Origin of the sequence: Stenotrophomonas sp. PS02298 (assembly GCF_029959445.1) — a bacterium.
Classification (GTDB): domain Bacteria; phylum Pseudomonadota; class Gammaproteobacteria; order Xanthomonadales; family Xanthomonadaceae; genus Stenotrophomonas.
Window position 1 is genome coordinate 1 of sequence record NZ_JASCOR010000013.1, and the last position, 21,094, is coordinate 21,094.

Genomic DNA, 21,094 nt, shown 5'->3' on the forward strand with positions numbered 1-21,094 from the left:
GCTTACGCCGCTCCTACAAGATGGCGGTGGGCTGATGTATTGCTGGAAAGGCCCTTGCCGAGCATGGCTCGGCACTACCGGGGCGCAACGCAATGCCCATTGCCAGGGAATGGCTCAGCCGCGACCCAGCACCAGCTCGATCACGAAGCGGCTGCCGAAGAACGCCAGCAGCAGCAGCGCCATCGCGGTCAGGGTCCAGTGCACGGCCTTGCTGCCACGCCAGCCGTAGCGGCGGCGGCCGATCAGCAAGGTGCCGAAGACGATCCACGACAGCACGCTGAGCACCGTCTTGTGCACCAGCTTCTGCTCCAGCAGGTTGTCGACGAACAGCACGCCGGTCAGCAGGGTCAGGGTCAGCAGGCAGAAGCCGACCGTGATCGTGCGGAACAGCAGGGTTTCCAGGTCAGCCAGCGGCGGCAGGGCGCGCAACCAGGGGCGGAAGTCGCGGCGACGCAGGGCCCGCTCCTGCAGCCACAGCATGATCGCCAACAGCGCGGCCACGCTCAGCGTGGCGTAGGCCAGCAGTGCGAGCCAGGCATGGGTTGCCAGGCGCCAGCCCAGCAGCTTGCTCGGTTCGTGGCCGTAGCCGTGGTAGGCCAGCAGCAGGATCGCCGCCATCGGGAACACCACCACGCCCAGCGCCGACATGCGTCCGCGTGCGCCAACCACGGCGGTCAGTGCCGCCATGCCCAGGCCCACCAGCGACAGCGCCGCGAAGAAGTGCATGTCCGGCCCGCCAGCGGTCTTCATCGCCACCATCAGGTGGTAACCGGCGTGCAGCAGCACGGCGGCGATGGTCGGCAGCAGCCAGCTGCGTGGGGGCGGACTGCGTTCGCCGGCCAGCCCGCGTACCAGCAGGGCGGTGGACACCAGATAGAGTGCGGCGGCGATGAGAACGATTGTCATCGCTGCAGTTTCGCATACAGGCCCGTCGCTGGCGATCTGAACCGGCGGTGGCGGCGGCTGGCCGTTATACTGACTGTCTCTGTTTCCACGATTTCCGCAGGTTCCGTCGCATGTTCGAGTCACTGACCCAGCGCCTTTCCGGCACCATCGAGCGCCTGCGTGGGCGCGGCCGCCTGACTGAAGAAAACATCCGCGAGGCCACCCGCGAGGTGCGCATCGCCCTGCTGGAGGCCGATGTGGCCCTGCCGGTGGTGCAGGCCCTGATCGAGAAGATCAAGGTTCGCGCGGTTGGCCAGGAGGTTCTCAAGTCGCTTACCCCGGGCCAGGCCCTGATCAAGGTCGTGCGCGACGAGCTGACCGCCGTCATGGGCGCCCAGGCCACCGACCTGAACCTCAACGTGCCTGCGCCGGCCATCATCCTGATGGCGGGCCTGCAGGGTGCCGGCAAGACCACCACGGTCGGCAAGCTGGCCAAGCACCTGAAGGAAAAGCGCAAGAAGAAGGTGATGGTGGTTTCCGCCGACGTTTATCGTCCGGCCGCCATCGAGCAGTTGAAGACCCTGGCCGAACAGGTCGGCGTGCTGTTCTTCCCGTCCGCGCCCGACCAGAAGCCGGTCGACATCGTTCGCGCTGCCATCGATGACGCGCGCAAGTCGTTCGCCGACGTGCTGCTGGTCGATACCGCCGGCCGCCTGGCCATCGACGAAGCGATGATGGCCGAGATCAAGGCCCTGCACGCCGCGGTCAACCCGGCCGAAACCCTGTTCGTGGTCGATGCCATGACCGGCCAGGACGCGGCCAACACTGCCAAGGCCTTCGGCGAAGCGCTGCCGTTGACCGGCGTGGTGCTGACCAAGACCGACGGTGACGCCCGTGGCGGCGCCGCGCTGAGCGTGCGCTACATCACCGGCAAGCCGATCAAGTTCACCGGTACCGGTGAAAAGGTCGACGGCCTGGATGTGTTCCATCCGGAACGTGTGGCCAGCCGCATCCTCGACATGGGCGACGTGCTGTCGCTGGTGGAGCAGGTCGAGCAGCAGGTCGACAAGGACAAGGCACAGAAGCTGGCCGAGAAAGTCGCCAAGGGCAAGAAGTTCGATCTGAACGACATGCGCGACCAGCTGGAGCAGATGCAGAACATGGGCGGCATCGGCGGCCTGATGGACAAGTTGCCAGGCCTGGGCCAGATCCCCGAGCACCTCAAGGCGCAGGTCAGCCAGAGCAAGGAAGTGCCGCGCATGATCGCCATCATCGGCTCGATGACCAAGAAGGAGCGCCGCAACCCGGGCCTGCTCAATGGCTCGCGCCGTGCCCGCATCGCGCGTGGCTCCGGCACCCAGCCGGCCGACGTCAACAAGCTGATGAAGCAGTACATGCAGATGGAAAAGATGATGGGCAAGCTGGCCGGTGGCGGCATGAAGGGCATGATGCGCAACATGAAGGGCATGCTCGGCGCCATGGGTGGCAAGGGCGGCCTGCCGTTCCGTTGATAACGTTTGATTCCAACCGGTTGAACAGGGAGTGGTGCATGAAGAACAGGATGTATCTGGTTTTGGCGGTGCTGGCGCTGGGCGCATGTGGCGAGGACCGCTCGCTGTCGCAGAAGGCGGGCAGCGCGATCAGCGGCACCGCCACCGATTTCGTTGCCGGCCTGGGTGAGGGCGTCGACAAGCGCATGTCGCTCAAGCTCGACGTCGCGCCGGAAGTGGTCAGCAACGGCATGACCGTGACCTTGGGCAAGAGCCGCGGCATGGGCTCCAAGGATGCGTCGGTCTATGTGGTGGCAACCAAGCCTTACAAGGGTGCATTCCTGGCACGTGCACTGGACGAGTCCGGCGCTGAAATCGGCCGCTCGCGGGTGGACGTGGATTTCGCTGCCGATGATGCGCAGTATGTGAACTTCACCTTCAACGAAGAGATGGACAGCCAGCTGGTGCGTTCCTACGCACTTTCGCTGCGCTGAGTAGCGCGGGCATCGGCGGTATGATCACCGCCATGCACAACGCCCTCATCTCAGCCCGGACCGAAGCGTTCTGCCAGCGCTTCGGTCTTGAACTTCCCATCCTGCTGGCGCCGATGGCCGGCGCCTGCCCGGTACCGCTGTCTGCAGCGCTTGCCAATGCCGGCAGCATGGGCGCGATGGGCGCGGTACTGTCCACGCCGGAACAGATCAGCCAGTGGATGCAGGCATTCGGCCAGCAGTCGCAGGGGCCGGCGCAGGTGAACGTGTGGGTGCCGGATGCGGCTCCGCGGCGGGACCCTGCCGCCGAAACGGCGACGCGTGAGTTTCTTGCGCAATGGGGGCCGCAGGTCGCGGCGGAAGCCGGTGATGCCGGTCCTGCCGATTTTGACGCCCAGTTCGATGCGCTGGTTGCCGCCCGGCCGGCGGTGGCATCAACCATCATGGGGGTGTTTTCCGCCGCACAGGTGGCACGATTGCAGGCTGCCGGCATTGCCTGGTTTGCCTGCGCGACCACCTTGAGTGAAGCACTGCAGGCGCAGGCCGCTGGTGCTGATGCGGTGGTTGCGCAGGGCATGGAGGCGGGCGGCCATCGTGGTGCGTTTGACCCAGCACTCGCCGAACGGCAGATGGTCGGTCTGTTCGCCTTGCTGCCGCGTCTGGTCGATCACCTGAGCGTGCCGGTGATCGCCGCTGGTGGCATTGCCGATGGTCGTGGTGTCGCGGCGGCCCTGATGTTGGGTGCCAGCGCGGTGCAGGTGGGCACGGCATTCCTGGCTGCCGATGAATCCGATATTCCCGCGGCGTGGAAGCAGGCGTTGGCCGTTGCCGAGCCCGAAGCCACGCGTGCGACGCGGGCCTTCAGTGGCCGACTTGGACGCGCCCTCGATACCGCCTATGTGCGAGCTGCCGAGGCGGCCGACGCGCCAGCACCTCGTCCCTATCCGGTGCAGCGCGGACTGACTGCCGGCATGCGCAAGCAGGCCAGTGCCACCAACCAGCTCGATGCGATGCAGGCGTGGGCAGGGCAGTCGGCATGGATGGCCAGGCGCGCACCGGCGGTGCAGATCCTGCGTGGGATGTGGGCACAGGCGCAGGCGCTGCCGTGACGGTGCTGTTCTGCAACGGGCAATTGGCCGATGCCGGTGCGTTGAGCGCGGCGCTGGTCAATTACGGACACTTCACCTCGTTGCAGGTGCGCGCTGGCGCGGTGCAGGGCTGGGCGCTGCATATGCAGCGGCTGCAACAGGGCACGCGTGAGCTGTTCGATGTTGAGCTGGATGGCACGCAGCTGGTGGCATGGCTGCGGCAGGCATTGCAGCAGCTCGACGCGGCGGATGCATCGGTAAGGATCACGGTGTTTTCGCGTCAGTTCGATTTCCGCCAGCCGCTGCGTGCGGTGCCGGTGGATGTATTGATCGCCATCGCCGCGCCGGCATCGATTCCAGCGCTTGCACGTTCAGTGCTGCCGCTGCCGTATCAACGCGAGTTGGCGCATATCAAGCACGTGGGGACGTTCCCGCTGTTCCACCTGCGCAGGCAAGCCTTGCAACGCGGATTCGATGACGCCTTGTTTATCGATGTGCAAGGCCGCATCAGCGAAGGCACGACCTGGAACCTGGCGTTCTGGGACGGCGCGCAGGTGTGCTGGCCACAGGCCTCGGCGCTGCGTGGCAGCACCGAGCGTCTGCTGATGGACGGCGTGGCCGCGCTTGGTCAGGCGCAGACCCAGGTTGAAGTGCACTTGCCGTCATTGGCCCGGTTCAGTGGCGCGGTGGCATTCAATGCCTCCGGTATCTGGCCATTGGCAGCCATTGGTGAACAGCGTATGGGGCAGTCCGATGTGTTGCTGGCCCACCTGCAGGCCGCGTTGGCGCAAGCGCCTTGGCTGGCGCTGTAACGCGGGAAGGAGCTGTGCGTGCAGGCCACGGGTTGGCGTGGCTTGATCAGCTGTGCACCGTGTGCATTTCATGTCGTTCGCGTTGCGTCGGCTGCACTCGATCGTACTACTGGCGGGAGATCGCACGATGTTGGACCTGAGTGACCCGCATGCGACCCTGCATTGGCTGATGAGCATGTTGCTGTTGGTGCTGCACCTGGTGATCGCAGCAAGGGCGCTTACCCGCGCCAACCGGACTCCTGCATCCCGCGCAGCCTGGGTACTGGTGATCATGCTGGCACCGGTGATTGGCATGCTGGCTTACCTATTGCTCGGTGAAACCAATGTTGGCTGGGCGCGTCTGCGTCGGCTGCGGCAGACAGCGCGGATGCTCGCGGACTTGAATGACGCGGCCCACAATGACGTCGAGCTGGCATCGCTGCCTGCGGCAGCATCATCGTTGTTTGCCTTGGCGACATCGATCAACGGCGCACAGCCTCTACGCGGCAACCGCATCGTTCTGCTCGGCGCCAACGGCAGCCATCCGACAACACCCATGGACGATTGCAGGGCTGCCATCAACGCCCTGGTGCACGATATCGAGCAGGCGCAGCAGAGTGTGCACATTGCCTTCTATATCTGGCTGGATGACGAAGCTGGCGGTCGTGTTGCCGACGCTGTTGCCGCCGCGGCAGGTCGTGGCGTGGCGTGCAGGGTGATGCTGGATGCGCTGGGTTCGCGCGGCTTCATCGGCGGCCCGCGTTGGACGCAGCTGACGCAAGCCGGGGTCAAGTTGCTACGGACTCTGGACGATCTCAATCGTCTGCAGCACATGGCGTTCAGTCGCATGGACCTGCGTGATCACCGCAAGATCGTGGTCATCGACAACCGCATTGCCTACTGCGGTAGCCAGAATTGCGCGGATCCGGAATTCCGGGTCAAGCCGCGTTTTGCACCGTGGATTGACCTGCTGCTGCGTTGCGAAGGTCCGGTGGTGGCGCAGACGCAGCGCTTGTTCCTGAGCGGTTGGATTCCGGAAAGCGGTGAGCAGGGTCTGGATGGATACGCGGCCGACATGGCGCAGCCCTTTGCCGATGGGTGCGTGGCGCTGGCGTTTGAAACCGGCCCGGTTACCCGTCACAACGTGATGACCGATATGTTTGCAGCCTGTGTCTATGCGGCGCAGCGCGAACTGGTGATCAGTACGCCATATTTCGTGCCGGACGAAGCGCTGCTGCGTGCGATCTGTGCGGCGCCCCGGCGCGGGGTACGCACGCGGCTGATCCTGCCCATGCACAATGACTCCTGGCTGGTTGGGAAAAGCAGTCGCAGCACCTATGCCGATCTGCTGCAGTGTGGCGTGGAGGTCTACGAGTACCCACTCGGCCTGCTGCACGCAAAGTCGCTGACCATCGACGGCGAGATTGCCCTGGTCGGCTCGGCCAACATGGACCGCCGCAGTCTGGAATTGAACTTCGAGAACAACCTGCTGATCGCCGACAGTACGGTCACCGCCAGCATCGTGCGGCGACAGGAAGGCTATCTGTCGGTATCCGAGCCGGTGCTGTTGTCGCAGGTCATGGCGTGGCCGCTGCCAATCCGCTTGCTGCAGAACGCCGTGGCGATGATGTCGCCGGTGTTGTGACGCGATGGCTCAGACAGCGGGTGCACCATCACCGCGCAGCAGGCCCATGAATTCGCCGAACAGGCGCCGGTCGATCAAGCGCCCGCGGTCGTTGGCCAGGATCTCGATGGCCCGCTGTATCGGCATCGGGCCACGGTAGGGGCGCTGCGAGGTCAGTGCGTCGAAGCCATCGACGATGGTCAGGATGCGTGATTCCAACGGAATGTCTTCGCCCTGCAGGCCGTGCGGGTAACCGCTGCCATCCCAGGCTTCATGGTGATGGCGGATCAGCGTGGCAACGGCTTTGGCATCACTGCGGCCGGTGCTGGCGAACAGACGTGCGCCGCGCTCCGGATGGGTGCGCATCACCGAAATCTTGTCGTCGTCGAGTTTGCCGGGGTGCAACAGGACCTCATCACGGATGCCGATCTTGCCAACATCATGGAAGCGTGCGGCCAGCACGAGATGGCCGATGCGCTCTTCGGACAGATCGCAGCGGCGACCCATGGCCCGGGCAAGTTGCGAAACGCGATCGCAGTGGTGGTCGGTATAGCTGTCGCGCTGGTCCAGCGCGGCAGCCAGTACATCGATGGCGCAGTAGCTGTCATCCGGTGGATGCGACAGGCCCACGGGCGTGGTGATGGTCAACATGATGACGGAGCCGCGTGGGGTGGCGGCTGCGAGGGTAAGAGAGGGGGCGTCATTTTCGACGCCCTTTCATCTTCACGCAATGTTGACAGCTGGCTTTTTCAGGCGCGGCCGGGATGCAACGTGGTCAACAACGCGCGTGCGGCATTGAAGCGGTCGGCGCTTTCCGGCAGAGGATGCTTGATGCGCAGCTTGTCCGGGCCATCCATCTGGTAGAGCTTGGGTTGCTTCTGGATCAGCTGGATCACCACCATCGGATCGATGTTGGGCTTGCTGTCGAAGACGATGCGGCCACCGTTCTCGCCCAGTTCCAGTTTGCGGATGCCCAGTTCGTTGGCCTGCAGCTTGAGCTCGGCGATGGCGAACAGATGCTTGACCGGATCCGGCAGCAGGCCGAAGCGATCGATCATTTCCACCTGCAGTTCGCGCAGGCGCTCGTTGTCGCGCGCCGAGCTGATGCGCTTGTACAAGGTCAGGCGGGTATGCACATCTGGCAGGTAGTCTTCCGGAATCAAAGCCGGTACATGCAGCTCCACATCGGCACCGCGCGCTTCCTCGCCCGCATCCAGGTCCGGCAGCTTGCCCGACTTGATCGAACGCACCGCGCGCTCCAGTAGCTCGGTGTAGAGGCTGAAGCCGATCTCGGCCATCTGCCCGCTCTGATCCTCGCCGAGCAGCTCACCGGCACCTCGGATCTCAAGATCGTGGGTGGCCAGTGTGAAACCGGCGCCCAGTTCGTCCATCGAGGCGATGGCATCCAGGCGCTTCTGTGCGTCTGGCGTGATCGAACGTTTGTCCGGCACCAGCAGGTAGGCATACGCACGATGATGCGAGCGACCAACGCGGCCACGCAGCTGATGCAACTGCGCAAGGCCAAAGCGGTCGGCGCGGTTGATGATGATGGTGTTGGCGTTGGGGATGTCGATGCCTGACTCGATGATGGTACTGGCCAGCAGCACATTGAAGCGCTGCTTCTGGAAATCCAGCATCACCCGTTCCAGCTCGCGCTCGGGCATCTGCCCGTGGGCCATGCCGATGCGTGCTTCGGGTACCAGTTCGGACAGCTCGCGCTGCATCCGCCCCATGCTTTCCACATCGTTGTGCAGGAAGTACAGCTGGCCGCCACGCGACAACTCGCGCTGGAAGGCTTCGCGCAGCTGCGCGTTGTCCCATGCGGTGACGAAGGTCTTCACCGCCAGGCGGTTCGGCGGCGGGGTGGCGATGATCGACAGGTCGCGCAGGCCGGCCATGGCCATGTTCAAGGTACGCGGGATAGGCGTCGCGGTCAGGGTCAGCAGGTGCACGTTGGCGCGCATCGCCTTCAGGGCTTCCTTCTGGCGCACGCCAAAGCGCTGTTCTTCATCGACGATGACCAGGCCCAGGTCCTTGAACTTCACGTCCGGCTGCAGCAGGCGGTGCGTTCCGATGATCACATCGATGGTGCCTTCGGCGACCTTGTCGAGTTCGGCCTTGATCTCCTTGCTGGTCTTGAAGCGCGACAGCACTTCCACGCGCAGCGGGTAATCGGCGAAACGGTCGCGGAAGTTGCGATAGTGCTGTTCGGCCAGCAGCGTGGTCGGCACCAGTACTGCAACCTGCTTGCCGCCGCTTGCCGCGGCGAACGCAGCACGTACCGCGACCTCGGTTTTGCCGAAGCCGACGTCACCGCAGACCACGCGGTCCATCGGCTGGCTGGATTGCAGGTCACGCAGGGTGGCCTCGATGGCCGCCTGCTGGTCGGGGGTTTCCTCGAACGGGAAGCCTGCCGCGAACGGCTCGTACATCGAACGGTCGATATCCAGTGCCAGGCCCGCACGGGCGCGGCGACGGGCCTGGATTTCCAGCAGCTCGGCGGCAACGTCGCGGACTTTCTCCGCAGCCTTGCGCTTGGCCTTGGCCCACTGCTCGCCACCGAGCGAATGCAGCGGCGCGGTTTCCGGCGACGCGCCGGAGTAGCGGCTGATCAGGTGCAGTTGCGCGACCGGTACATACAGGCGGTCGCCCTTGGCGTATTCGATCTCCAGGAATTCGCCGGGCATGCCGCCGACATCCATCGCGATCAATCCGCGGTAGCGGCCCACACCATGATCTTCATGGACGATGGGCGCGCCTTCGGTCAGCTCGCCAAGGTCACGGATGATGGACTCGGGCTCGCGCCCGGCACGCCGCGTACGCCGCGCCTGGCCGGCGCGCTCGGGGAACAGCTGGCGCTCGGTAAGCACCGCCAAGGCCGGTTCGCTGAGCGCAAAGCCGTCATCCAGCGGTGCAACGGTAATGGCGAACTTGAGCCCCTCTCCCTTCGGGAGAGGGGTTGGGGAGAGGGTAGGGGGCGCAAGCCCACCAGCTGTCTGGCTTTGGCTAGCAGCCTTACCCCCATCCGACCCTTCGGGCCACCTTCCCCCGATGGGGGAAGGAAGAAAGTCGTTGAAGCTGCCCACAACCTCAGGCCGCAATTCAGCAGCCTGCAGCACTTCCAACAATGCCTCACGCCGTCCCGGCGAATCCGCCGCGATCAGCACCCGGCCCGGGTAGTGCTCGATGAAAGACTTCAGTGCCTGCCCCGCCGGCGCATCCTTGGCGGCGACCGGCAACGGCGGCAGTGGCTGGTCACCCAGCGGCTGCGCCTCGGCGGCGCGCGGATGATCGGCCGCGCAGACTTCCACGCGCGGCAGTTTGTTGAACTGCTCGCGCAGCTTGTCCGGTGACTGGTAGATCTCGTCCGGCGGCAGCAGCGGCCGTTCGATATCGTGGCGACGCTGCTCGTAACGGCTGTTGGTCTGCAGCCAGAACGCCTCGGAGGCTTCGCTGACGCCGCTGCCGAGCACGGTCATGAAACCGTCCGGCAGGTAGTCGAACAGGGTCGCGGTCTGGTTGAAGAACAGCGGCAGCATGTATTCGATGCCCGAAGGTGCCAGACCTGCCTTCAGGTCCTGGTACAGCGGGCTGCGCCGGGTATCCACATCGAAGCGTTCGCGCAGCGATGCCAGCACCTTGTTGAGGCTGGCGTCATCCATCGGCACTTCGCGGCCGGGCAGCATCTTCACTGCCGTCACCTTGTCCAGCGAACGCTGCGATTCCGGGTCGAACTCGCGGATGGAATCGATGTCCTCGTCCAGCAGCTCGATGCGCAACGGCGCGTCGGCGCCCATTGGATAGACATCGAGCAGGCCGCCACGCACGGCGAAATCACCCGGGTCCATCACCTGCACGACATTGCGGTAGCCGGCGCTTTCCAGGCGGCGTTTCTCCGCGTCCATGTCCAGGCGCTGGCCGACCTTCAGGTCGAAGCTGCCGCCGACGATGTAGCTCAATGGCGCCAGCCGCTGCAGCAGGGTCTGCACCGGCACCACGACGATGCCTTGCTTCAGCGTCGGCAGGCGGTGCAATGCGGCCAGACGCTGCGAAATGATGTCCGGGTGCGGGCTGAACTGGTCGTAGGGCAGGGTTTCCCAATCCGGGAACGGCACCACCGGCAACGGGCTGTTCGCACCAAGCAGGGTCTGCAGGTCAGCGGCCAGCTGATGCGCGCTGTGGTTGTCGCGGGTGATCAGCAGCAGCGGTTTGGCGTGCGCCTGCGCGGCGCAGGCGACATGCCAGGCCAGCGCACTGCTGGAAGCCGGAGCGCGCCACCAGGCGCGGAGCTGGCCCGAACGGGGCAGCGGCGGAATGGGGTAGGTAATAGGCGACATGAACCGCGAATTTTACCAGATGCGTCCCGGTCGCCCGTTTGGGTCTGATCTGAGTTGCAGATGTGGGCGTTGCAGGGCCGATAACGCGACAGGCGCCTTGCCGGCGCCTGTCGTGGGCTGAATGGAGAACCGGCGCTTAGTTGGCCAGTTCCAGCACCATCCGCACCAGTCCGGGGGCGGCGGAAGGGTGTGGCACCTGCTTGAAGCCAAGTGACGCGGCCAGCTGCAGCATTGGCTCGTTGTCCTGGGCGATATCGCCGTACAGGCGATCCAGGTATTTGCCGCGCGCCCATTTGACCAGTTTGCGCATCAACTGCCGGCCCAGACCCTGACCGGCAAGGAAGCCGCTGACCAGGATGGCGTACTCGGCATCGCGGGTACCCGGGATGATGGAAGCACGCGCGACCGCGCCAACAACCGCTTCGCCGGGTGGCAGCGGCTCGGCTGCGACCAGTGCGATCTCGGTTTTCGGGTTCGGGTGGGTCAGGCGCTGGGCGGTCTCATCCGACAGTGATTCCACCGACTGCAGGAACTTGTCGCGCACTTCTTCCGGCCCGAACAGGGCAAATGCGCCCTGCAGCGGCGCACCGTCTTCAGGGCGGATGGGTCGTATCAGCAGCTCACGGCCGCTGGGAGCCTTGAAATTTTCATGCCACGGGGGCATGCGGTTGCGTGTGGCCATGACTACGTTTCCTCCAAAGTCGCCTGATTCTGTCACCGCGGCTGCTACGTTCTGTGAACGCGGTCCAAAGCGGCTGCAGATTGCCGGCGCCGCCTGTCATTCGGGCGTCTTCAGCCACTCCAGCCGGGTCGAGGTGCCGGTTTCACCCAGATACTGCTTCAGGACCGGCAAGGCCGGGGCCAATACCTGCTCGAACTGCCATGGCGGGTTCAGTAACAGCATCCCGCTACCATTCAGACGCAGCGGAGAGTCGTCGGCCCTCACCATGAATTCGGCAACCAGGATGGACTTGGCCGGCAGTGCGGCCGCCTTGCGGAAGAACGGCTGCAGGGTGCGTCGTTGCTTGATCGGGTACCAGACTGCGCATTGCGCCTGTGGCATCCGGGTAAGAATCTCACGTAGGGTTGAGATAATCAGCGGGTACTCGGCGTCCTGCACCTCATACGGCGGATCGATCAGCACCAGCGCCCGCCCGATCTTGATCGCGCCGCTCTTGGGCGGCAGGAAGGCGCGGATCGCTTCATAGCCGTTGCCGGCGTGCACCTGTACCCGGCGATCGTGGGCAAACAGCTCCTTGAGCGCGGTGACCTCATCCTTCTGCAGCTCGCAGGCGGCCATGCGGTCCTGTTCGCGCAGGGCGCGCGCGGCCAGCAGCGGCGAGCCGGGGTAGGAGATCAAGGCGCCGACCGGGTTGTCGGCCTGCACCGCGCGCAGGTAGTGCTCGACCACTTCGGGCAGCGACGGGGTAGTCATCAGCCGCAGCACGCCTTCGTCGATCTCGGCGGTTTTGCGGCTTTCCTCGGCGGACAGCAGGTAACGGCCGCGGCCGGCATGCGTGTCCAGCACGAAGAAGGGCGAGTCTTTGCGCTTGAGCGCGTCGATCATCGCCAGCATGACGATGTGCTTGAGGACGTCGGCGTGGTTACCGGCGTGGAAGGCGTGGCGATAATTCATCGGCGAAGTTTACGGCTTGCGGCGTGGTGTGGGCGTTTTCATTGGAGGGAGCCGGTTGGGCGCCTGTGTGCGCGGCGGTGCTGGGGGTCGATCCGACGGGTTCAAAGGCGTGCCGATCGCTGTCGGCTGCAGCAAGGCCAGCTATGCTGATGCAATGTCCAGCCAACCTGCCCGGGTACTCGTCGTCGAAGACGAGGCCGCCATCGCCGACACCCTTCTTTATGCGCTGCGCAGCGAAGGCTATGCCGCCAGTCACTGCACGCTGGGCCGCGAAGCGCTGGCCTTGCTGCGCCAGCATGGTGCCGACGTGGTGGTGCTGGACGTCGGCCTGCCCGACCTTGGGGGCTTCGAGGTCTGCCGTGAACTGCGCACTTTCAGCCAGGTGCCGGTGATCTTCCTGACCGCCCGCAACGACGAGTTCGACCGCGTATTGGGGCTGGAGCTGGGCGCCGACGACTATGTGACTAAGCCGTTCTCGCCGCGCGAGATGGTGGCCCGGGTGCGCGCGCGCCTGCGCCGGACCGCGCCTGCTGCACCAGTTGCAGCGGAGGAGGGGGGCTGGAAGCAGCTGGGGCGGTTCGCAATTGACCACGACGGCCGCCGCATCCGTTACGACGAGGCGCTGCTGGACCTGACCCGCTACGAATACGCCTTGCTGGCGGCACTGCTGCAGCGGCCCGGGGCGATCCTGAGCCGGGCGCAGCTGATGGAGCGTGGCTGGGACCACGCCAGCGACAGCACCGACCGTACCGTCGATACCCACGTCAAAACCCTGCGCGCAAAGCTGCGTGCGGCCGGCGCGCAAGGCGAGCCGATCCGCACCCATCGTGGCGTCGGCTACGCCCTGGATGTCTGACCGATGCGGATCGGGCTGAAGCTGTTCCTGGGGTTCTTCCTGATTGTCGGCATCGCCGCGTTCTTCGTGATGCGCGTGTTCGTCAACGAAGTGAAGCCCGGCGTGCGCCAGGCGATGGAGTCCACCTTGGTGGACGCCGCCAATGTGCTGGCGGTGATGGCTGCGCCGGATCTGAAGGCCGGCCACATCGGCGAGGGTGACTTCGCCGCGCGCCTGGCCACCGCCCAGCGCCGCGATCCCAAGGCGATGGTGTGGCGTTTCCCCAAGCGCAGCATCGATTACCGGGTGACGGTGACCAACGCGCAGGGAATCGTGGTCTACGACTCGCGCGGGCAGGACGTGGGCCGCGACAACTCGCGCTGGAATGATGTCTACCGAACGCTGCGCGGTGAGTACGGGGCGCGTTCCAGTCCGGAGATACCGGGCGACGAAACCAACACCGTGATGCACGTGGCCGCGCCGATGTACGACCCGGCTGACGGACGCACCCTGATCGGCGTGCTGACGCTGTCGCAGCCCAACGACACCATCGATCCCTTCATCGTTGCCAGCCAGCGCGCCATCATCGCGCGCGGTGCCTGGTTGATCGGACTGTCGGCGCTGATCGGCCTGCTGATGACCTGGTGGCTGTCGCGCGGCATCAGCGGGCTGAGTCGTTATGCCAAGGCCGTCAGCGCCGGTGAGCTGGTGGCGCCGCCGAAGCGGCGCCGCGACGAGATCGGCGACCTCGGCCAGGCGCTGGAAACCATGCGCCGCAAGCTCGAAGGCAAGGCCTATGTCGAGCAGTACGTGCAGTCGCTGACCCACGAGATGAAGAGCCCGCTGGCGGCAATACGTGGTGCTGCCGAACTCCTGCAGGAGCCCTTGCCGGAAGCTGACCGGCAGCGTTTCGCCGCCAACATCGTGCAGCAGGAGCGGCGCCTGACCGAAACCATCGACCAGTTGCTGCGGCTTGCCGAGGTTGAACAGCACGGTTGGCTGCAGCGGCGCACCGAGGTGGATCTGGTCGCGGTCTGCCGCGCGCTGGCCGAGGATGCGGCGCCGCGCCTGCAGGCTGGGCAGATCCAACTGGATGTGGAACTGCCGGAGTGCGCAGCGGTGCAGGGCGATGCCTTCCTGCTGCGGCAGGCGCTGTCCAACCTGCTGGACAACGCGATTGCGTTTTCCGCGCCGGGCGGTCGCATCGTGCTCAGCGTGCAGCGGCAGCAGCAGAACTGGCGCATCGCCGTGCGCGACAACGGCCCCGGTGTGCCGGAGTACGCGCAGGAGCGGGTGTTCGAGCGTTTCTACTCGCTGGCGCGACCGGGCACGGGGCAGCGCAGTTCCGGCCTGGGCCTGCCATTCGTGGCTGAAGTGGCGCGCCTGCATGGCGGCGTCGCGGAGCTGGGCAACCATCCTGAAGGTGGCGCCGAAGCGCGCCTGCTGCTGCCGGCCGGCTGACTTCACATTCGCTTCAAACTCGGCACAAACCCTGCTCACCAGCGGTGTTCAACCTGTCCCTGTTTCCACACGAGGACGGGACATGACTTCCCTGAAACTGCTGTTGCGCTTCGCCATTGTCGGCGGGCTGGTGTTGTTGCTGCTGATTCCCCTGCTGCTGATCCGCAGCACCATCAATGAGCGTGAGCGTTACCGCGACGAGGCGGTCGAACGGGTATCGCAGAGCTGGGCCGGCGAACAGTCGCTGATCGGCCCGGTGCGGGTGCTGCCGTGGACCCAGCAGCGCGAAGTCGAGATTCCGGCCGAGGGCAACAATCCGCGCAAGACTGAAATGCGCGTTGAAAGTGGCTATGACCTGCAGATGCCGACGCGCTTGAATGTGCAGGGCAATATGCGCACCGACGAGCGCACCGTCGGTCTGTTCAAGGTGCCTGTCTACAACTGGCAGGCCAAACTGCAGGCCGAGTTCGCCGAGAGCAGCTATGTGGCGGTGCCGGGGCGCACCTACGGTCGTCCCTATCTGGCCTTGGGCGTGTCCGATGTGCGCGGTCTTGTAGGCACGCCGAACCTGCGCGTCGATGGCCATGCGATCCAACTGCAACCCGGTTCCGGCGCTCTGGAGGGAACCTCCAAGGGCCTGCATGCGCCGCTGTCGGTATTGCCGGATTCGGTGCAGGGCGTGCTGCGCGAGGGGGGCAAGGTAGAGCTGGAGTTCGTGCTCGGCGGTACCCGATCGCTGGCGGTTGCGCCGGTGGGTGACGACACCCGGGTGTCGTTGTCTTCGACCTGGCAGCATCCGCTGTTCGGCGGCAGTTTCCTGCCCAACGAGCGCAGCATCGATGCCAGCGGCTTCAAGGCGGAGTGGGCGGTGTCATCGCTGGCCTCGGCGGCACAGGCACAGCTGGTCAGGGCGATCCGCAGCGACGGCGGCAGCGTGGAGGCTTTGAACGTGGCCTTGGTGGACCCGGTGGACACCTATACGCAGGTGGACCGTGCCAGCAAGTACGGCATCCTGTTCGTGCTGCTGACCTTCGTTGGCTTTGCATTGTTCGAGCTGATCAAGCAGCTGAAGATCCACCCGCTGCAGTACCTGCTGGTTGGCCTGGCATTGGCGATCTTCTTCCTGCTGCTGCTGAGCCTGTCCGAGCAGATTGCGTTCTGGAAGGCGTATCTGATTGCAGCGGCGGCGTGTATCGGCTTGCAGGGCTTCTATCTGAGCGGGGTGCTGCAAAGCTGGAAGCGCGGTGTCGGTTTCGCAACGATGCTGACCATGTTGTACGGCGTGCTGTACGTGCTGCTGGTCTCGGAGAACAACGCGCTGCTGATGGGTTCGCTGCTGCTGTTCGGCATCCTCGCCGCGATCATGTGGGTCACCCGCAAGGTCGATTGGTACGAGCTGAGCAATCGTGCGGTGAGCAAGCAGGCTTGATCTGGCAGTTGCGATGACAGGGCGGGGTGGCGTTGGCCATCCCGCCTCTTTCGCAGGGAGGAATGAAATGAATCGTGCATTGATCCATCGCCGTGCGCAGCGCTTGTTGCCGGCGGGTATCGAGACCTGCGGCTTGTTGCACTTCGGCTTGGCGCCGGGGCAGGTGGAGCGGGCGCTATTGGGCAGTGTGTTTGCTGGTGGGCAGGCGCAAGGGGTTGTGGCGCTGCGCTTGTCGTTGTCGACGGCGTTGGCGATTCGGCGCAAGGGGCTGCGGTATTTCGAAGCGGACGATTGGGTTTATTCAGCGTTTGCCGAGGCTCATTCGTCGGATGCCGGTGGTTTTGCGTGTGGAGCTGAGGGCTTGGGTGCGCTGCCGACGACGCATGGCGCTGGATACTCCGCCGTCGCTCAAGATGGCCGTTCGTGGTTTGTGGTGCTGCCGGTGGAACGTCTCGTGGTTTATGGGTGGTGGGAGTGAGGGGCGCCGAGTTCTCGCCATGTTGCGCACTTGCTCCCTTCTCTCGCGTTCGCGAGGAACACTGGGCCTTCTGCCATAAAGGCGGGGTGCTTGAAGGGCCGGCCCCGCGAAGGCGGGCAGCGTGCGCTCACCGGCCTGCATGACACGTCCCTTCTCCCGCTTGTGGGAGAAGGTGCCCGGAGGGCGGATGAGGGGAGCTTTTGCCTTGGCTGTTGCTGTGAAAATGATTGCTGATTGCTGATTGCTGATTGCTGATTGCTGATTGCCAAAGCCAAAGCCAAAGCCAAAGCCAAAGCGGGAGCTTTCACTCCCCTGCGGGGAGCGAGTCACTTTTCTTTGCTTGTGCAAAGAAGAAGTAACCAAAAGAAACACACCCTGCCTCCGCGCCCACGCCGCTGCGCGACGCGGGTTCACTCCGCTGGCAGGATTTTTCGACGATACATCCTTGTATCGTCGAAAAACGACGCACATCCATGTGCGCCGCCCCGTGCGGGGTCTTGTCTGCCAGCTCCGTCGCTGCGGAAGGGGCCCGGTAAGTCAACGGTGGAGGCAACAGCAACAGCAACAGCAACAGCTGCAACGGCAACGGCAACGGCAACAAGCGCAACGACTGTGGGCTGATACGGATAGGGGTTGCGCACTCATTGAGAACTGCCGGGATGTGTTCCGGATGCCAATGACCTTGCTCGGCAACGTCGGCGGCAGCCTGCGCGGGCGTATGTGCTGGTGACCCGCCCAGGCTGAATCGCACCGTCGTTGCTAAACCATGACCATTGGCCGACTCGGCAGCTGCTGTTCACTGGCTAGACTCGGTGGTTTGTCGTCATTGGGCCTTGGGCCGGGGAAAGCATGATCAAGCGGGGTTTGTTGGCGTTGTGCATGGGCTTGGCGGTGAGCGCTACGGCGCAGGCGGCCGAGCAGGTGGATCTGGACATGGTCAGCAAGATCCGCCAGGAGGCATTCCACCGTTCGCAGGTGATGGATACCTTCAGCCATCTGACCGAAACCATCGGCCCGCGCCTGACCAATTCGCCGGCCATGATCCAGGCCAATGCCTGGAGCCGCAGCAAGTTCAACGAGTGGGGCCTGGTCAACGTGCACGACGAGGCCTTCGAGGACTTCGGCCGGGGCTGGGAGTTCAGCTCGGCCAGTGTCGAGATGCTGGGCCAGCGCGTACAGCCGCTGCACGCCCTGCCCAAGGCGTGGACGCCGGGCACCAATGGCGCGGTGGAAGGCGAGCTGATCCAGGTCGAGATCAAGAAGCTGGCCGATCTTGAGAAGTACAAGGGAAAGCTGCGCGGCAAGATCCTGCTGCTGGGTGATGCGCGTGAATACAAGCGTGGCACCGAGTCCGATTCGCATCGGCATGACGCGACCTCGCTGGAAGGCCTGCAGGCGTTCACCATCCCCAAGGCGGCGGAAGAGGACCGCGCAAAGCGGTTGAAGGAGTTCAACGAGCGCCAGGAACTGACCAAGGCGGTCAATGCGTTCTTCATCGACGAAGGTGCGTTGGCGTCGATCAGCATCAGCGGCTGGGACAACGGCATCATCCGCGTGGCCGGTGGTGGTTCGCGCAAGGCCGGCGAGTCGGTGGGTATCCCGGAGCTGGCGATGATTGCCGAGCATTTCAATCCGTTGGTGCGGGCGCTCAAGGACAAGCAGACGGTGACGCTGCGGGTCAACGTGGATGCGCGCTTCACCGACGAGACCAATCAGCCTGGTCACAACACGCTGGCCGAGATCCGTGGCAGCAGCAAGGCCGACGAGATCGTGATGCTGGGTGCGCACATGGATTCCTGGCACACCGGTACCGGCGCGGCTGACAACGCTGCGGGCGTGGCGGTGATGATGGAGGCGATGCGCATCCTCAAGGCGGTGGGTGCCAAGCCCAAGCGCACGATCCGGGTGGGTCTGTGGAGTGGTGAGGAGCAGGGCCTGATTGGTTCGCAGGCGTATGTTGCGCAGCATTTCGCACGTTATCCGGAGCCGACCGATGCGACGCAGAAGGCGCTGCCGGCGTCGTTGCGCGAGCCGACGGGTCCGTTGCAGAAGCTGCGTGACTACGAGAAGTTCCAGGTCTACTTCAACATGGACAATGGTTCGGGTCGGTTCCGTGGCATCTATGCGCAGGAAAACATGGCGGCGATGCCAATCTTCGAGGCGTGGTTGAAGCCGTTCAACGATGTGGGTGCGACCACGGTGGCTACGCGCAATACCGGCAGCACCGATCACATCAGCTATGACCGGGTGGGCCTACCGGGCTTCCAGTTCATCCAGGATCGTCTGGATTACTTCAGCAATGTGCATCACAGCCATCTGGATACCTGGGATCACGCCGAGGCGGAGGATCTGAAGCAGGCGGCGGCGATTGTTGCGTCGTTCGTCTATAACGCTGCGATGCGCGAGGAGCGGTTCCCGCGCAAGCCGTTGTTGGAGAAGTAAGCTAGTCGGGTTTGCTTGAAGGAAGGGCCGCGTTGCGGCCCTTCTGCTTTTGGGGAAGAGCAAGCAATGCTCGATGATTCCCTTGTCCCGCATGCGGGGGAAGGTGCCCGAAGAGCCTGCCCCCGCGAAGGCGGGGGTGCCCGGGGGGCGGATGGGGGGAGCTTTGGCTTTGGCTTCGGTTGTTGTTGTAAGCAACAGCAACAGCAAGATCAAGATCAAGGGCTTTCGCTCCCCTGCGGGGAGCGAGTCACTTTGACCAGCCGTTCGGCTGTTGAAGAGCACTTCTTTGCTTGTGCAAAGAACAAGTAACCAAAAGAAACACACCCTGCCTCCGCGCCCACGCCGCTACGCGGCGCGGGTCCACTCCGCTGGCAGGATTTTTCGACGAGACATCCATGTCTCGTCGTAAAACGACGCACATCCTTGTGCGTCGCCCCATGCGGGGTCTTGTCTGCCAGCTCCGTCGCTGCGGAAGGGGCCCGGTAAGGCAAAGGCAGGAGCAACGGCAACGGCCGAAATCAGAGCCAGAGCTGCCCTCACCCCAACCCCTCTCCCGTGAACGGGAGAGGGGCTTGCAGCTGCAGGTTGCGGGCTTTGCTGCGTTTTCTGGCCGGTGCGCGAAGGGCTGAAGCGGGTTCGAAGCACCGGCAGGGGGGAAAAGGTAAAATGCCCCGATTCCAACTTCTGCGCCCGTCATGACCGTCCGTACCCGCTTTGCCCCCAGTCCCACCGGCTACCTGCACATTGGTGGCGCCCGCACCGCGCTGTATTGCTGGCTGGAGGCGCGTCACCGTGGCGGTGAGTTCGTGCTGCGCATTGAAGATACCGACCGCGAGCGCTCCACCCAGGCCGCCATCGACGCCATCCTCGAGGCGATGGACTGGCTGGGCCTGGGCTATGACGAAGGCCCGATCTACCAGACCGCGCGCGTTGCCCGCTACCAGGAAGTGGCCGAGCAGCTGATCGCGTCGGGCAAGGCTTATTACGCCTACGAGACCAAGGAAGAGCTGGACGCCATGCGTGAAGCCGCCATGGCCAAGCAGGAAAAGCCGCGCTACAACGGCGCCGCCCGCGAGCTCAACCTGCCGTACAAGGACGACCCGAACCGCGTCATCCGCTTCAAGAACCCACTTGAAGGCACGGTGCTGTTCGATGACCTGATCAAGGGCAATATCGAGATTGCCAACAGCGAGCTGGATGACATGGTCATCTTCCGCCCGGATGGTTACCCGACCTACAACTTCGCGGTGGTGGTCGACGATTGGGACATGAACATCAATGAGGTCATCCGCGGTGATGATCACATCAATAACACCCCGCGCCAGATCAACCTGTACGAGGCCATCGGCGCACCGGTGCCGAAGTTCGGCCATATGCCGATGATCCTGGACGAGCAGGGCGCAAAGCTGTCCAAGCGCACCGGCGCGGCCGACGTGATGCAGTACAAGGACGCCGGCTACCTGCCCGAGGCGCTGCTGAGCTACCTGGCCCGTCTGGGCTGGTCGCACGGTGACCAGGAGATCTTCACCCGCCAGGAGCTGATCGACCTGTTCGATGTCACCAACTGCAACTCCAAGGCCGCTCGCCTGGATATGGCCAAGCTGGGCTGGGTCAACCAGCACTTCCTGAAGACCGAGACGCCGGAGTCCATCGTTCCGCACCTGGTCTACCAGTTGGAAAAGCTCGGTCTGGACATCAGCAAGGGCCCGGCCCCGATCGATGTGGTGATCGCCCTGCGTGAACGCGTGCAGACCTTGAAGGAAATGGCCGAGAAGGCCGTGGTCTGGTACACCCCGCTGAGCGAATACGACGAAGCAGCCGTGGGCAAGCACTTCAAGGCCGGCGCCGAGGTCCCGCTGGCCAAGGCCCGCGAGTTGCTGGCAGCAGCTGAATGGACCGCCGAGGGCGTGTCCGTGGCACTGCACGAGGTGGCTGCCCAGCTGGAAATTGGCATGGGTAAGGTCGCCCAGCCGCTGCGCGTGGCCATCACCGGCACCCAGGTGAGCCCTGACATTTCCCATACCGTGTATCTGGCTGGGCGCGACGAGGCCTTGAAACGCATCGACGCCGCACTCATCAAGATCCCAACGGCCTGACCCCGAGGTAG

At 64.4% G+C, this 21,094-nt stretch carries 17 protein-coding genes; 11 read left to right on the forward strand and 6 right to left on the reverse strand.

Annotated elements, in window-relative coordinates:
* Positions 1-114: 114 nt before the first annotated feature.
* Positions 115-906: a cytochrome c biogenesis protein CcsA gene (ccsA, locus tag QMX78_RS03690; protein ID WP_282266645.1), complete on the reverse strand. Its 792-nt coding sequence runs from the start codon at positions 904-906 to the stop codon at positions 115-117.
* A gap of 110 nt (positions 907-1,016) precedes the next feature.
* Here ccsA and ffh point away from each other — a divergent pair, with 110 nt between their 5' ends.
* The 5 genes from ffh (at position 1,017) to cls (ending at position 6,390) form a co-directional block, all read left to right on the forward strand.
* Positions 1,017-2,396 carry a signal recognition particle protein gene (gene ffh / locus QMX78_RS03695; protein ID WP_282266648.1) on the forward strand — a complete coding sequence of 460 codons (1,380 nt, stop codon included), beginning with the start codon at positions 1,017-1,019 and terminating at the stop codon, positions 2,394-2,396.
* A gap of 38 nt (positions 2,397-2,434) precedes the next feature.
* Positions 2,435-2,869 carry a hypothetical protein gene (locus tag QMX78_RS03700; protein WP_282266650.1) on the forward strand — a complete coding sequence of 145 codons (435 nt, stop codon included), beginning with the start codon at positions 2,435-2,437 and terminating at the stop codon, positions 2,867-2,869.
* Positions 2,870-2,901: 32 nt separating this feature from the next.
* Positions 2,902-3,975 (forward strand): nitronate monooxygenase, encoded by a 1,074-nt coding sequence (locus QMX78_RS03705; protein ID WP_282266652.1) that lies wholly within the window; start codon positions 2,902-2,904, stop codon positions 3,973-3,975.
* Positions 3,972-4,766: an aminotransferase class IV gene (locus QMX78_RS03710; protein ID WP_282266654.1), complete on the forward strand. Its 795-nt coding sequence runs from the start codon at positions 3,972-3,974 to the stop codon at positions 4,764-4,766. Before QMX78_RS03705 ends, QMX78_RS03710 begins: the two co-directional genes overlap by 4 nt.
* 127 nt (positions 4,767-4,893) lie before the next feature.
* Positions 4,894-6,390, forward strand: a complete 1,497-nt coding sequence (gene cls, locus QMX78_RS03715) for a cardiolipin synthase (protein WP_282266656.1) — start codon at positions 4,894-4,896, stop codon at positions 6,388-6,390.
* A gap of 9 nt (positions 6,391-6,399) precedes the next feature.
* Here cls and QMX78_RS03720 read toward each other — a convergent pair whose 3' ends face one another.
* The 4 genes from QMX78_RS03720 to rlmJ all read right to left on the reverse strand — a co-directional run bounded on the left by QMX78_RS03720 (position 6,400) and on the right by rlmJ (position 12,342).
* Complete coding sequence (locus QMX78_RS03720) at positions 6,400-7,020, reverse strand: HD domain-containing phosphohydrolase (protein ID WP_282266658.1); 621 nt, start codon at positions 7,018-7,020, stop codon at positions 6,400-6,402.
* A 98-nt stretch (positions 7,021-7,118) separates the two neighbouring features.
* Positions 7,119-10,706, reverse strand: coding sequence for a transcription-repair coupling factor (mfd, locus tag QMX78_RS03725; RefSeq protein WP_282266660.1), 3,588 nt, complete (start codon positions 10,704-10,706; stop codon positions 7,119-7,121).
* Positions 10,707-10,842: 136 nt separating this feature from the next.
* Positions 10,843-11,388 carry a GNAT family N-acetyltransferase gene (locus QMX78_RS03730; protein WP_282266665.1) on the reverse strand — a complete coding sequence of 182 codons (546 nt, stop codon included), beginning with the start codon at positions 11,386-11,388 and terminating at the stop codon, positions 10,843-10,845.
* A gap of 96 nt (positions 11,389-11,484) precedes the next feature.
* Positions 11,485-12,342, reverse strand: a complete 858-nt coding sequence (gene rlmJ / locus QMX78_RS03735) for a 23S rRNA (adenine(2030)-N(6))-methyltransferase RlmJ (protein WP_282266667.1) — start codon at positions 12,340-12,342, stop codon at positions 11,485-11,487.
* A gap of 154 nt (positions 12,343-12,496) precedes the next feature.
* Between rlmJ and creB the strand changes: the two genes are divergently transcribed.
* The 4 genes from creB (at position 12,497) to QMX78_RS03755 (ending at position 16,545) form a co-directional block, all read left to right on the forward strand.
* Positions 12,497-13,198 (forward strand): two-component system response regulator CreB, encoded by a 702-nt coding sequence (creB, locus tag QMX78_RS03740; protein WP_282266669.1) that lies wholly within the window; start codon positions 12,497-12,499, stop codon positions 13,196-13,198.
* 3 nt (positions 13,199-13,201) lie between these two features.
* The gene (gene creC / locus QMX78_RS03745; protein ID WP_282266671.1) at positions 13,202-14,638 is read left to right on the forward strand and encodes a two-component system sensor histidine kinase CreC; all 1,437 of its coding nucleotides are present in this window, start codon (positions 13,202-13,204) and stop codon (positions 14,636-14,638) included.
* 82 nt (positions 14,639-14,720) lie between these two features.
* A complete protein-coding gene (gene creD / locus QMX78_RS03750) occupies positions 14,721-16,067 on the forward strand; it encodes a cell envelope integrity protein CreD (protein WP_282266672.1) in 1,347 nt (448 codons plus the stop codon).
* A gap of 79 nt (positions 16,068-16,146) precedes the next feature.
* Positions 16,147-16,545: a hypothetical protein gene (locus tag QMX78_RS03755; protein WP_282266673.1), complete on the forward strand. Its 399-nt coding sequence runs from the start codon at positions 16,147-16,149 to the stop codon at positions 16,543-16,545.
* A 304-nt stretch (positions 16,546-16,849) separates the two neighbouring features.
* Here QMX78_RS03755 and QMX78_RS03760 read toward each other — a convergent pair whose 3' ends face one another.
* On the reverse strand, positions 16,850-17,296 hold the full coding sequence (locus tag QMX78_RS03760) for a hypothetical protein (protein ID WP_282266675.1): 447 nt from the start codon (positions 17,294-17,296) through the stop codon (positions 16,850-16,852).
* Between the two features lie 98 nt (positions 17,297-17,394).
* On the opposite strand from QMX78_RS03760, the gene QMX78_RS03765 reads away from it, so the two are divergent.
* Positions 17,395-18,987 (forward strand): M20/M25/M40 family metallo-hydrolase, encoded by a 1,593-nt coding sequence (locus QMX78_RS03765; protein WP_282266677.1) that lies wholly within the window; start codon positions 17,395-17,397, stop codon positions 18,985-18,987.
* Between the two features lie 695 nt (positions 18,988-19,682).
* A complete protein-coding gene (gene gltX / locus QMX78_RS03770) occupies positions 19,683-21,083 on the forward strand; it encodes a glutamate--tRNA ligase (protein WP_282266679.1) in 1,401 nt (466 codons plus the stop codon).
* Positions 21,084-21,094: the final 11 nt, after the last annotated feature.

What these genes read in the sequence shown, in the direction of transcription:
- cls (WP_282266656.1), top strand. Translation starts at nt 4,894, where the DNA reads ATGTTGGACCTGAGTGACCCGCATGCGACCCTGCATTGGCTGATGAGC.
- QMX78_RS03705 (WP_282266652.1), top strand. Translation starts at nt 2,902, where the DNA reads ATGCACAACGCCCTCATCTCAGCCCGGACCGAAGCGTTCTGCCAGCGC.
- rlmJ (WP_282266667.1), bottom strand. Translation starts at nt 12,342, where the DNA reads ATGAATTATCGCCACGCCTTCCACGCCGGTAACCACGCCGACGTCCTC.
- creC (WP_282266671.1), top strand. Translation starts at nt 13,202, where the DNA reads ATGCGGATCGGGCTGAAGCTGTTCCTGGGGTTCTTCCTGATTGTCGGC.
- QMX78_RS03765 (WP_282266677.1), top strand. Translation starts at nt 17,395, where the DNA reads ATGATCAAGCGGGGTTTGTTGGCGTTGTGCATGGGCTTGGCGGTGAGC.
- QMX78_RS03720 (WP_282266658.1), bottom strand. Translation starts at nt 7,020, where the DNA reads ATGTTGACCATCACCACGCCCGTGGGCCTGTCGCATCCACCGGATGAC.
- gltX (WP_282266679.1), top strand. Translation starts at nt 19,683, where the DNA reads ATGACCGTCCGTACCCGCTTTGCCCCCAGTCCCACCGGCTACCTGCAC.
- ffh (WP_282266648.1), top strand. Translation starts at nt 1,017, where the DNA reads ATGTTCGAGTCACTGACCCAGCGCCTTTCCGGCACCATCGAGCGCCTG.
- QMX78_RS03700 (WP_282266650.1), top strand. Translation starts at nt 2,435, where the DNA reads ATGAAGAACAGGATGTATCTGGTTTTGGCGGTGCTGGCGCTGGGCGCA.
- creD (WP_282266672.1), top strand. Translation starts at nt 14,721, where the DNA reads ATGACTTCCCTGAAACTGCTGTTGCGCTTCGCCATTGTCGGCGGGCTG.
- creB (WP_282266669.1), top strand. Translation starts at nt 12,497, where the DNA reads ATGTCCAGCCAACCTGCCCGGGTACTCGTCGTCGAAGACGAGGCCGCC.
- ccsA (WP_282266645.1), bottom strand. Translation starts at nt 906, where the DNA reads ATGACAATCGTTCTCATCGCCGCCGCACTCTATCTGGTGTCCACCGCC.
- QMX78_RS03730 (WP_282266665.1), bottom strand. Translation starts at nt 11,388, where the DNA reads ATGGCCACACGCAACCGCATGCCCCCGTGGCATGAAAATTTCAAGGCT.
- mfd (WP_282266660.1), bottom strand. Translation starts at nt 10,706, where the DNA reads ATGTCGCCTATTACCTACCCCATTCCGCCGCTGCCCCGTTCGGGCCAG.